The sequence below is a fragment of the Salinisphaera sp. SWV1 genome (assembly GCF_052044155.1).
GTDB lineage: Bacteria > Pseudomonadota > Gammaproteobacteria > Nevskiales > Salinisphaeraceae > Salinisphaera.
This window is the reverse complement of sequence record NZ_JBQDYE010000065.1, coordinates 1-11,107: the sequence shown is the minus strand read 5'-3', so window position 1 is coordinate 11,107 and position 11,107 is coordinate 1. Positions and strand designations below refer to the sequence as shown.

General features: G+C 61.7%; 12 protein-coding genes. 2 read left to right on the top strand and 10 right to left on the bottom strand.

All coding sequences use genetic code 11. The annotated features are described in order from the left end of the window. Positions 1-66 precede the first annotated feature (66 nt). Complete coding sequence (locus ACS8YF_RS18855) at positions 67-504, bottom strand: hypothetical protein (protein ID WP_440851654.1); 438 nt, start codon at positions 502-504, stop codon at positions 67-69. Between the two features lie 108 nt (positions 505-612). Beyond that, a complete protein-coding gene (locus tag ACS8YF_RS18850; RefSeq protein ID WP_440851653.1) occupies positions 613-1,122 on the bottom strand; it encodes a GIY-YIG nuclease family protein in 510 nt (169 codons plus the stop codon). Between the two features lie 150 nt (positions 1,123-1,272). Between ACS8YF_RS18850 and ACS8YF_RS18845 the strand changes: the two genes are divergently transcribed. Then, the gene (locus ACS8YF_RS18845) at positions 1,273-2,247 is read left to right on the top strand and encodes an integron integrase (RefSeq protein ID WP_440851652.1); all 975 of its coding nucleotides are present in this window, start codon (positions 1,273-1,275) and stop codon (positions 2,245-2,247) included. Positions 2,248-2,593: 346 nt separating this feature from the next. Further along, positions 2,594-2,977: a diacylglycerol kinase family protein gene (locus ACS8YF_RS18840; RefSeq protein WP_440851651.1), complete on the top strand. Its 384-nt coding sequence runs from the start codon at positions 2,594-2,596 to the stop codon at positions 2,975-2,977. 82 nt (positions 2,978-3,059) lie between these two features. Here ACS8YF_RS18840 and ACS8YF_RS18835 read toward each other — a convergent pair whose 3' ends face one another. The 8 genes from ACS8YF_RS18835 to ACS8YF_RS18800 form a co-directional block, all read right to left on the bottom strand. Then, positions 3,060-3,230: a hypothetical protein gene (locus tag ACS8YF_RS18835; protein WP_440851650.1), complete on the bottom strand. Its 171-nt coding sequence runs from the start codon at positions 3,228-3,230 to the stop codon at positions 3,060-3,062. A 138-nt stretch (positions 3,231-3,368) separates the two neighbouring features. Beyond that, entirely contained in the window at positions 3,369-4,403 is a 1,035-nt protein-coding gene (locus ACS8YF_RS18830; protein WP_440851649.1) for a D-cysteine desulfhydrase family protein, read from the bottom strand. A 424-nt stretch (positions 4,404-4,827) separates the two neighbouring features. Further along, positions 4,828-5,559, bottom strand: coding sequence for an SDR family NAD(P)-dependent oxidoreductase (locus ACS8YF_RS18825; protein WP_440851648.1), 732 nt, complete (start codon positions 5,557-5,559; stop codon positions 4,828-4,830). A 71-nt stretch (positions 5,560-5,630) separates the two neighbouring features. Further along, on the bottom strand, positions 5,631-5,969 hold the full coding sequence (locus ACS8YF_RS18820; RefSeq protein ID WP_440851647.1) for a cytochrome o ubiquinol oxidase subunit IV: 339 nt from the start codon (positions 5,967-5,969) through the stop codon (positions 5,631-5,633). Beyond that, on the bottom strand, positions 5,966-6,577 hold the full coding sequence (locus tag ACS8YF_RS18815; protein ID WP_440851646.1) for a cytochrome c oxidase subunit 3: 612 nt from the start codon (positions 6,575-6,577) through the stop codon (positions 5,966-5,968). The genes ACS8YF_RS18820 and ACS8YF_RS18815 overlap by 4 nt, the downstream gene beginning before the upstream one ends. A gap of 33 nt (positions 6,578-6,610) precedes the next feature. Continuing rightward, positions 6,611-8,695, bottom strand: coding sequence for a cbb3-type cytochrome c oxidase subunit I (locus ACS8YF_RS18810; RefSeq protein WP_440851645.1), 2,085 nt, complete (start codon positions 8,693-8,695; stop codon positions 6,611-6,613). A 28-nt stretch (positions 8,696-8,723) separates the two neighbouring features. Beyond that, a complete protein-coding gene (locus ACS8YF_RS18805; RefSeq protein ID WP_440851644.1) occupies positions 8,724-9,695 on the bottom strand; it encodes a COX aromatic rich motif-containing protein in 972 nt (323 codons plus the stop codon). 364 nt (positions 9,696-10,059) lie between these two features. Continuing rightward, the gene (locus tag ACS8YF_RS18800) at positions 10,060-11,001 is read right to left on the bottom strand and encodes a glycine betaine ABC transporter substrate-binding protein (protein ID WP_440851643.1); all 942 of its coding nucleotides are present in this window, start codon (positions 10,999-11,001) and stop codon (positions 10,060-10,062) included. Positions 11,002-11,107: the final 106 nt, after the last annotated feature.

The following is an 11,107-nucleotide window of genomic DNA, read 5'->3' as shown; positions in this document are numbered from 1 at the left end:
GGCGAAAGCCGCTGCTCGCACAACCCCTTGTACCGAAACCCAATTGAGGCAAGCTGAGTTTGCGAACTAATCAAGAAGTATTATTATAAAAATAAAAGACGCGAAAAATACAACAACTACAAGGATTGCCAGTACGATTGGCGCCAGAAAATTTACCGGCAGATACCCGTACGTTAGAATTGCCTCAGAAATTGGAAAGTGCGATGCAGATACGCCAAACGTGCTATTGAGAAGATCGGAAGCCCAAGAATTAGCCTTTGCTACATATCCAATGCCGATTATGACCAATAAAAATCTGACCCAGACCGGATCGACGTAGCGTTTAAAATGTTCCGAACTCCCCAAGAATGACAGGGGTAACAGATAAGGTTCGGAAATTATATAAGCAAAGCAAAAACTCTTAGCTGCAACTGGTAATTCGGCAAAAGATAGACCGATAAAGCTTAAGATATAAATAGCTATTAGCGAAGGTACAACGACTCGCGGCTTATGAAGAATGGTCATACTTACCTAACGCCTAAGCTCAGTTGCGGCCGGAGCAGCCCAAGGCTGCGGAGGGAAACCGAATCGCGGCAGCGATTCGGGCGGTCAACTGCAGCGATCTGTTGGGTTTTACTCACTGACCTTAGCCAAATAGTGGTCAACTTCTAACCACTTGACTTGAATCCACTCTTCAGCTTTAGAAAACTGAGTCTGAGTTATATTTGTGAGACCCATAGCACGTATTAGCAGCGCCTCAATATCGCGAATGGCTGTATTTGAATCGTCAACAGAGGCCTTCGCAAGATTCTTCAACTTACAGACATTGTATTTATCTTTACTCGTTAAAACCGACTTAAAGCCAAACCACGAAAAACGATCCCACTTATCGGCGTGAGCATCACTTAAATGATCCTGAAGGCGTTTGCCCAAACCCTGTTCAGTGGTTAGCCCAGTGTAATAGGGGCCGTGATTGCTATAGAGAATATATATCCCTTGTTGGTACCTGAAATCCGCGAGCCTTATAGTCGGACGATTTTTGCCTTGGCGGCCCAATAGTCTAAAAGAGTCTTTATTGCCGGTGCCCGGGAACCATTCCACTTCGTCAGTACGCCAGAACTGCCCAAAATTTTGAATTGCCAATTTACTTCCCCTTTTTTACCCAACGCCAAGTATACGGCCGAAAGTAGGTATAGCACTTCATCGCATTTTCGTATAGTAATAACCAAAGGCAATGCAGGCTGCCCGTTATGCGGCATGCAATAACAATAGACCGCTAACCAGTTATTAAAAATGCCTAAATCGCCCAATCAGCCGCCGAAGCTACTCGATCGTGTCCGCGAGCGCATACGGCTAAAGCATTACAGCATCCGAACCGAGAGGACGTATCTTGCCTGGATTCGTCGCTTTATCCTGTTTCACGGCAAGCGGCATCCCAACGATATGGGCAAGCCGGAGGTGGAGGCTTTTCTCACGCATCTCGCGGTCGACCGCCACGTGGCGGCGTCGACGCAGAATCAGGCACTGAATGCAGTGCTGTTTCTGTACAAGGAGGTGCTGGGCACGGAATTGCCGTGGATGGATGACGTGGTGCGCGTCAAGCGCCCGGCGCGGATACCGGAGGTGTTGAGCGCGCTGGAGGTCGCGCGCCTGCTGGCGCAGCTGGACGGTACTTACCGGCTGATGGCGTCTTTGCTTTACGGGTCGGGGTTGCGGCTGATGGAAGCGGTTCGGCTGCGGGTGAAGGATGTGGACTTCGAGTACCGGCAGATCGTGGTTCGTGATGCCAAGGGGGCGAAGGACCGGGTCACACCGCTGCCCGCCTCGGTCACGGACGCGTTGACAGCGCAAATCGATCGCGTCGCGGCGCAGCATCGGGCCGATCTCGCGGCCGGTTACGGTTCGGTTTATCTGCCCACGGCATTGGCGGAGAAGTATTCCAACGCGCAGACGGAACTCGCCTGGCAATACGTTTTCCCTTCGTCGCGGTTGTCGACGGATCCGCGGTCGGGCAGGACACGCCGCCATCATCTCAGTGAGAAGGGTTTGCAGCATGCGGTAAAGGGCGCCGTGAAGCGCGCCGGCATCCACAAGAAGGCCAGTTGCCATACGCTACGACACTCGTTTGCCACGCACCTGTTGGAGCGCGGCAACGATATCCGGACGGTTCAGGAGCTGCTCGGCCACAAAAGCGTGCAGACCACGATGATTTATACGCATGTGCTCAAGCTGGGCGGGCGCGGCGTGGTCAGCCCGCTCGATAGCTGAACTGCCCTGCTTCCGGCTATGGCCGATCAATTTTTAACCGGCCGCGCCGCGCCCATGCCGGCCGGGCCGATGGCCGACTTGCCCACGGCGTTATCCACAGATTCTGTGTATGGTTCGCCGCCCGGTACGTTGTGGCCGCCTTTCGGTTCGCGCGCAAGCTTCGCCCCGGCGAAGCGACGACGCGGTGACAAGCCCGGAGACGCCATTGGGCGCGATGAACCGGCGGCGGCGCGGCGCCCGGTTGCAATTTGGTCCCCGCCTGCGTAAACAACCGAGGGCCGGCCCGGGTTGTGCGATATGCGAGCTCGGCGCGTTGGCACACGGTATCCAGCGCAGGCGCTCGCCCATGAACGACAGCACAGCCCCGTTTACCTTCATCGGGTGTATTCGCAGCATGCGATATGCCATCGCCGGCATTGGCGAGCTGCTCGTCAGCCAGCACAACGCCCGGGTTCACGCCGCGGCCACGGCGGTCGTGGTGTGCCTCGGGCTGGCCGTGGGCGTGACACCCATCGAGTGGTGCGTGCTGATTCTGGCGATTACCACGGTCTGGGTGGCGGAGGCGTTGAATACCGCATTCGAGCTGCTGTGCGATGTCGCCTCGCCGGATTTTCATCCGGTGGTCAAAAAGGCCAAGGACGTGGCCGCGGGGGCGGTCCTGTTGAGCGCTCTCGGCTCGGTGGCGGTCGGCCTGATCGTTTTCCTGCCGTATATCACGCGCTGGCTGTAGCCACAGGCGGCGAGCAACCGCCCCAACCCATCATCCGCGCGAGCACGGCAGACGGCCTCAAGACGAGGCCGCCCGCCGTCGGCTAGAAGTGGCCTTCGAAGCCCACCGTGCCGCCATGGCGCGACATGCTGACGGTGGGTACGAAGCGATCGGGCGAGAGGCCCAGAAACGCTTCGTCGGCGAATATGCCCACGAAGTGGCCGCTGGCCGCGCCCACGACAACATCCGAGGGATAATGTTTTCGACCGGCCACGCGCGCGTCCATCGCTTGAACATTTCTTGACCAGCGTCTTCAATGCCTTGCTGCCACGGGCTTTCGCGCAAACGGCCCACGGCCTTGTCCACAGATTCTGTGGGTTGTTCGCGGCCCCAGGGCGCGCGCGGCCGCCACTCAGTCGCCAGGGCTGAACACCGATCGATACGCATAAAGGCCGGGCTCGCCGCCGGTGGCCAGAAACAGTACGCGCTGCCCCGGCTCGAACCGGCCGGCGGTAATATCGGCCAGCAGTCCGGCCATGGCTTTGCCGGAATACACCGGATCGAGAAGCAGGCCTTCCAGACGGGCCACGCGCGCCACGGCATCGATCATGGCCGGGGTCGGCATGCCATAACCCGGCCCTCGATGACGGCCATCGACCAACGGGCAAAAGAGGCCGCGGTTGCCGACCACGCCCATGGCATCAAGCGTCTGCGCGATCAACTCGGTGGTACGCAGACGCGCGTCCGCTTCCTCGGCGAGCACGGTATAAGACAGCACCCGGCTCGGATCGCGGCGAAGGGCCACCATACCGGCGGCCAGACCGGCGTGGGTGCCGCCGCTGCCGTTGGCGGTGACTAGCGTATCGAACGTGATACCGAGCTTTTCTTCCTGGGCCGCGATCTCGTAGGCGCAGCGGGCATAGCCCAGGCAACCCAACGCCGTGGCACCGCCGGTGGGCACCACCAGAACACACCGTCCGCGCGCCTCCAGCGCCTCGGCGCGCGCCCAGGCTTCCTCGAGGGCGTCCACGTCGCCGGCGTGGGCCTGGATCCGGGCATCGAACAGGCGGTTGAGCAGGATGTTGCCGCTGGTCTCGTAGTCGGGATCGGCGCGCGGCACCACGCGGGTGAGCACGAGTTCGCAAGCCAGGCCGAGCCGGGCACAGGCGGCGGCGGTCAACCGGGCATGGTTGGATTGCAGCCCGCCGACGGTAATCACCGTGTCGACGCCCTCGGCCCGTGCCCGGCCCAACAGAAACTCGAGTTTGCGCAGCTTGTTGCCACCGCCGCCCAGGCTCATGTGGTCGTCGCGTTTGACGTGGATTTCGATGCCACGGCCGGCACGCCCGAGGCTGTCCTCCAAACGCGTGAGCCGCTGGATCGGCGTGACCCCGTCGAGCAGCGGCTGGTGTGGATGACCGAACGTGGGCAGGCGATGAACGGGCATGTCTGACTCTTCGGGTGATGGCGAGCGACCGGTCAGCCTTATTTTTACCCGATTATGCGACTTATCGGGCACCCCACCCCGGCCATCGCCCGATTGCGAAACAGCCTGGCGATTATTTGATCACCCTTCGCGCGCGCCGACGCCACGAGGGCCGGCACGATCTACCCACGGGCTTATCCACAGATTCTGTGTATGAGTGGGCGTTGGCCCCGGTCGCTCAACGCGAGACGCGTTCGCGATGCAGGCAAACCGGGGACAAGATGACATCCCGCAAGACGCAACGGCTTGTGGCGTCGGTCGGCGTCGCGCGCGAGGCGCGGCCACAATCCGCTTCCTGCGACCGACAGCCGATCACTTGAATCACGCCCGGCCACGCCGGGCTAATGCGGCATTCGTTCGTCGGCGGCTACCGCGCCATGCTTTATCAGCTCATGTACAGGCCGCCATCGATATTCACGGTCTGGCCGTTCATGTAGGCATTTCGCGCCAGATGCACGACCATGTCCGAGATTTCGTCGACCCGGCCGAAGCGCTTGACCGGGATCAGGTCCGGCGTGATGTTGTCGTTGCCCGCGATCATGTCGGTCTCGATCAGCGCCGGGGCGATCGCGTTCGAGGTGATGCCTTCGGTGGCCAGCATGCGCGCGTAGCTGCGCATCAGGCCGAGCTGGCCGGCCTTGCTGGCGGCATAATGCGGCCCGATCACCCCGCCGATATGGGCGGCAACCGACGACATCATGATCAGCCGGCCCCAGCCGCGTTCCCGCATTCCGGGCACCACCCGCTGCGACAGGACGAAGCAGGAAGTGAGGTTGATCTGCAGTGTTTCGTTCCAGCGCGTGGCGTCGATCTCGTGCAGCGGATAGATCGGGTTGATGCCGGCGTTGTTGACCAGAATCTCGACCGGGCCGAGTTCGGATTCGACCGTATCCACCATGGCGTTCAGTGCGTGGTGGTCGGCCATATCGGCCTGCACGGCGACGGCGCGGCCGCCGGCGGCCTCGATCTCGGCGGCGGCCGCCCGGGCCTCGTCCGCCGAGCGGTTGTAACCCAGCGCGACGCGGCAACCGGCGTGGCCCAGCGCGATCGCCGCACCGCGGCCGATGCCGCGGGAGGCGCCGGTCACCAGGGCGACGCGGTCGTGAATATCATCCATGTTTCGTTCCCGTGTTCCAACATGCCGCCACGCTGCGCGAAGCCGGGCGTGCGGTCAATCGCAGGCCAGGCTCAATGCGGCATGACCCGCAGCTGCAGGGTATAGAACACCCAGATGGTGAGCACGATCATCAGGATCAGGATCGGCAGCGTGAACAGGGTGGCCGCGGTCTTCCAGCGATGACCCGGGTTCAGGTTGAGCCCCAGAAACAGGAACATCTGCACCAGAACGAGCGCGAAGGCGATGCCACAGAGCGCGCCGAACATGACCGGCCGGGGCAGCGCACGGGTGTGGACGAGCCCGAAGGCCAGCCCGCTCAGCATAATCGAAAGCCCATAGCCGACCGTATACGACACGATGCCGCCGAGCTGAACCTCGGGATGTTCGAGTGTTTCGTTGGAACGGCTCATCCGACGGCTCCCAGAAGATAAATAAACACGAACACACAGACCCAGATCACCGACTGGAACATGAAAAAGATCTTGAGGTTGAGCAGGCGCGAGACGACCGGTTCGGTCAGTCCCTTGAAGGCGACCTGCACCATCATCAGCAGCATCCAGAGGATGCCGACGAAAATATGCAACGCGTGCAGCCCGAGCAGCACGAAATAGATCGACAGATACCCACTGCGCTGCGGCGACTCACCCTTGGCCAGGGCATGCGCGAAATCGTAGGACTCGAATCCGACGAACGCCAGCGCGGCCAGCGCGGCCAACGCCATGAGATTCACCAGCAGGGCCCGCTCGCCGGCTGCCATCGCCCGCATGCTGAGCCCGAGCAGCCAGGCACTGGAAAATACCAGCACCGAGTCGATGAAACCGTGCAGCGGCTCGACCACCTGCTGCGAGGTCGGCCCGCCGGCATAGTGCGTATGCAGCACCGAAAAAGCCGCGAACAGCGCCGCATAGATGATCACGTCGCTGAGCATGTACAGCCAGAAGCCGAAGGTACGGTTACCGATCAGATCCGGCGTGCGTTCCTCGAACAAGCGCGGCGTGCGGGCCTGCTCAAACAGCATGGCGCACCTCCGGCGGGCATGGCACGAGGCGGTTCATAGATACACTCCCTTGCCGGCCTGCTCGATCGGGCCGAGATCCGGCGAATGCGCATCGCGATGACGGAAGAACTGTTGTTCGTGTTCTTCGACGTCGGCGGCCGGAATCGTGTATTCGGTGTCGTCGATGAAGCTGCGCAGCACCAGCAGGCCGATCACCCCGGCAAAACCCAGCGCGCCCAGCCACCAGATCCGCCAGACCATGGCAAAACCGAACATGAAAGTCGCCCCGGCCATCAGGAACGGGATGGCGGTGTTCTTCGGCATCTCGATATCCACATAACGCTCGGGACGCGCCCGCGCGTAGCCTTCGGCTCGTCGCCAGGCCCATTCGTCGCGCTGGTGGATATGCGGGGTAACGGCGAAGTTGTAGAACGGCACCGGCGAATGCGCCACCCATTCGACACTGCGCTCGCCGCTCCAGACCTCGCCGTCGCCGATCAGGTGCACGCCCTGCGCGCGGTCGCGGATGCTCATGTAGAACTGCTTGAACTGGTAGAACGCCGCCACGCAGAACATGAACATGCCGGCCTCCTGAATATAGAAAAAGGGCCGCAGTTCGGGCCGCGAGACATAACTCAAGCGGCGTGTCATGCCCATCAGGCCCAGGCCGTACATGGGGATGAACACCAGCGCCGCGGCGATCACCCAGCACCAGAACACGCGCTTGCCGATGGCCGGATCGAGCTTGAAACCGAAGATCTTGGGAAACCAGTAGGTAATGGCCGCAAACTCGGCGAACACGGTCACCATGACCATGTTATGGAAATGGGCGATCACGAACACGCTGTTGTGCATTTCGTAATCGGCCGGAACCATCGCCAGAATCACGCCCGACAGGCCGCCGATCGGCAACAGGAACAGCACCCCGGTCGCCCACAGCATGGGCGGCTCGAAATGCAGCCGGCCGCGGCACATGGTGAAGATCCAGTTGAACAGCTTCACCCCGGTCGGAATGCCGACCAGCATGGTCGCGATGCCGAAATAAGTGTTCACGCCCGGGCCCTGGCCCATCACGAAGAAGTGATGGAGCCACACGGTCCAGGACACGCCGCCGATGGCGAACGTGGCCAGCACCATGGTGGTGAACCCGAACAGCTGCTTGTGCGAGAAGTTGGCCACGATTTCCGAAACCACGCCGAACGGCAGCAGGATCAGGAAGTAAACCTCCGGATGGCCCCACATCCAGAACAGGTTCTTGTACATCATCAGATCGCCGCCGAGCCCGGCGGTGAAGAAATGCGTGCCCACGTAGCGATCCAGGGTGAGCAGACTCACCACCACGGTGAGGATCGGGAAAGCGGTGATGCCGATGATGCTCATCGACAGCGACGTCCAGGAGAAGATCGGCAGCTTGCTCCAACCCATGCCGGGCGCGCGCATCTTCACGATGGTCGCCACGATATTGATCGATCCGATGGTGGTGCCGATCCCGCTGATCTGCAGGGCCCATAACCAGTAGTCGACGCCGACGCCCGGGCTGTAGGCCAGCTCGGACAGCGGCGTCAGCCCGACCCAGCCGGCATGCGAGAACTCGCCGAGAAACAGCGACAGCATCACCAGCGCCGCCCCGACCGCGGTCAGATACAGCCCGATCGAATTCAGGAACGGATAGGCCATGTCGCGGGCGCCGATCTGCAGCGGCGCGATGATGTTCATCATGCCGATCAGCATCGGCGTGACCGCGAACAGGATCATGATGGTGCCGTGGCTGCCGTAGACCTGATCGAAATGAAACGGCGGCAGATAGCCGTGGCTGGCGTCGAGGAAACCGGCCGTGTGCGGGCCGGCCGCCATCGCCTGCTGGGCACGGATCATCACCGCATCCACGAAGCCGCGGAACAGCATCACCGCGCCCATGATCATGTACATCAACCCGATCTTCTTGTGATCGAGCGTGGTGACCCATTCCCGCCAGAGATAGCCCCACCACCCGAGCCGGGTGACGCCGACGACAATGGTCAGCCCCACGGCACAGGCAAACACGAAAGCGCCCACGATGATCGGGTTGTCGTAGGGCACCCAGTCCATCGACAGGCGTCCGAGCCAGAAACTGTAGTGGCCCTGAAGCGGAACTAGCATGGAATACGGTCCTGCGGCTGCGACGCGTTCATTTCATCTTCTTCCCGGCGAACAGATGGGTCGGATAGACCTTGCCGGCGCGCACTTCGTCGATGACATGGTCGAACAACCCCGGCGCCACCGACGAGAAATACTGCGGCTTGCCCTGGGTATCGATGGTGGGCTGGGCGAGCTGTTCGTAGCGCGCATCGGTCAGATGCTGCGACGAAGTCTTGACGCGGGCGACCCAGCTTTGGAACGCGGCGGGCGCGACCACATGCGTTTTGAACCGCATCCAGGAAAAGCCCGCCCCGCTCTGTGCCGCCGAGAAGCCGGTATACGTGCCGCGCTGATCGGCCTGCAGCAATTGCTGGGTATGCATGCCGGGCATGACATAAATCTGGCCGGCCAGGCGCGGAATGAAGAACGAATTGGTGACGGTCGCCGAGGTCAGATGAAAACGCACCGGCCGGTTCACCGGCAACTCCAGCGTGTGCAGGGTTGCGATATGCTGTTCCGGATAGACGAACAGCCAACGCCAGTCCAGCGCGATTACGTCGATGTTGAGAGCGGGCTGGCTCGACGCAGCGGGATGATCCTCGATCGCCCCCGGGTGATACGGGTCGCTCGCCTGGGTGCCGGTGTAGACGACATAACTCAGCAGGCCGACCGCGATGAGCGGGATGCCCCACATGGCGATTTCCAACCCGATCGAGCGCGACCAGGCGGGCGCATAACCGGCTTTGGTGTTGCTGGCGCGATAGCGCCGGAGAAAGATGACGGTCAGCACGATAGTGGGGATGACGATCGCCGACATGATGATGGCGTCGACGATCAGCGTATAGCGCTCGGCTCTTGCCACCGGACCGGCGGGGTCCAGGGTGAGAAACAGCGGCGTGGCCATTGCCGGCAGACTCAGGGCGAACAGCGCAACCGCGCCCGCTGCCTGCATCGGGCGGCGCACGGCCCGCCGGACCGGCCTCATCGTGGCATCGAGGCGCGCAGCGTTTTGGTACGACATCCAGACCCTCTGTAGATCGCGAACACGACACGCCACCGGTGGCGCCGACCCGATGGGCACAGGGCCAAGGCCCGGTGACCGGATACCACGGTAGCGAGCAAAGCGCCCACGAACATCGGGATTTATCCGGACACACGGACGCCGATCGCGTAAAACCGCGGCGCCAAAGCCCGCCAATACAGGTCTGCAAAGGGTTGGATCTTTTCCGCCAGCCGTTCCGATGCCGGCCGGCCCGGCCCCCCCCGCCGGGCGTTGTCCGCGGCAGGAAACGCGAGCACGCCGCCGGGGCACGCACGACCCGGCGGCGGATATTCACGCCCTCTGGCCGTGCCCCGGGATGCCGCCCGGGGCACGGCGCCGGGCGCTACTTGGCGTAGCGCTTGTGGTAGGCGTCGACCGCCGAGCCGCCGTCGACGGTTTTCACGCCGGCCAGCCATTGCTCGACCGTCTCGGGATGCGAAGCCAGCCATTGATGGGCCACTGTCGACTTGTCGCCCTTCTTGTAGCTGTAGTCGTAGATCCAGCGGCTCTGGGTCTTGGCCGGCACATGGATATGCTTGAGAAGCGTGGTGACGTTGTCGTTATCCAGCTTGGCCGAGACCAGCGTGAGCACATCGCTCTTGATGCCGGCGATCGGGCTGCCGTCCTTGTCCTTCAGATAATGGATATGGAACTTGATATTCATCCAGTGTGGACGCCAGCCGAGAAACACCATCGGGCTCTTCTTCGGCTCGGAGTGCTTGAGTTCGGCCAGCATGGCGGCGGTGCTGCTGGGCACCATCTTGTAGTCGCCGAGGCCCTCGTAGTTGTCCTTGACGGCCCTGGAAATGGCCTGATCCATGGCGCTGCCCGCCTCGATGCCGTAGATCTTGTGATCGAACATCTTCGGGTGGGCGGCCAGATCCTTGATCGAGTGGATACCCTTGTTCCATACGTAATCCGGCACCGCCAGCCCTTCGATCGCGCCCGACAGGTTCGACCCGAGCTTGACCACCTGCTTCTTCTGGACCAGCGGGCCCAGCATGTCCTTCTCCGCCGGCAGCCACGCGCCCATGAAGACGTCCGTATTGCCGTCGGCAAGACCGCGGTAGATGAAGGGCAAGCCCACATGCTCGGTCTTGGTCTGATAGCCGAGGGTGTGCAGCAGTTGCTCGGCGATTTCGGTCTTGACCGCTACCCCGGGCCACGGCGGCACGCCAAAGCTGATGGTCGACGCACTCGCGGCCTGCGCGAGCGTGGTGCCGGCGACGATCAGGCCGGCCGTGACGGCCGTGCGAGCGAGCCATGCGGATGTCGATTTCGTCATTCAATTCCCCCGGGCGCGGGTGGCGCCTCTTTCTTGATTAGTTCGGAAACTCAGCAGGGTCAGGATATGACCCACCGAGTTCGGATAATAAAGCCATAACCCACAC

Coding starts and splice junctions, on each gene's coding strand:
- ACS8YF_RS18855 (WP_440851654.1), bottom strand. CDS start 504: ATGACCATTCTTCATAAGCCGCGAGTCGTTGTACCTTCGCTAATAGCT.
- ACS8YF_RS18845 (WP_440851652.1), top strand. CDS start 1,273: ATGCCTAAATCGCCCAATCAGCCGCCGAAGCTACTCGATCGTGTCCGC.
- ACS8YF_RS18840 (WP_440851651.1), top strand. CDS start 2,594: ATGAACGACAGCACAGCCCCGTTTACCTTCATCGGGTGTATTCGCAGC.
- ACS8YF_RS18830 (WP_440851649.1), bottom strand. CDS start 4,403: ATGCCCGTTCATCGCCTGCCCACGTTCGGTCATCCACACCAGCCGCTG.
- ACS8YF_RS18825 (WP_440851648.1), bottom strand. CDS start 5,559: ATGGATGATATTCACGACCGCGTCGCCCTGGTGACCGGCGCCTCCCGC.
- ACS8YF_RS18820 (WP_440851647.1), bottom strand. CDS start 5,969: ATGAGCCGTTCCAACGAAACACTCGAACATCCCGAGGTTCAGCTCGGC.
- ACS8YF_RS18815 (WP_440851646.1), bottom strand. CDS start 6,577: ATGCTGTTTGAGCAGGCCCGCACGCCGCGCTTGTTCGAGGAACGCACG.
- ACS8YF_RS18810 (WP_440851645.1), bottom strand. CDS start 8,695: ATGCTAGTTCCGCTTCAGGGCCACTACAGTTTCTGGCTCGGACGCCTG.
- ACS8YF_RS18805 (WP_440851644.1), bottom strand. CDS start 9,695: ATGTCGTACCAAAACGCTGCGCGCCTCGATGCCACGATGAGGCCGGTC.
- ACS8YF_RS18800 (WP_440851643.1), bottom strand. CDS start 11,001: ATGACGAAATCGACATCCGCATGGCTCGCTCGCACGGCCGTCACGGCC.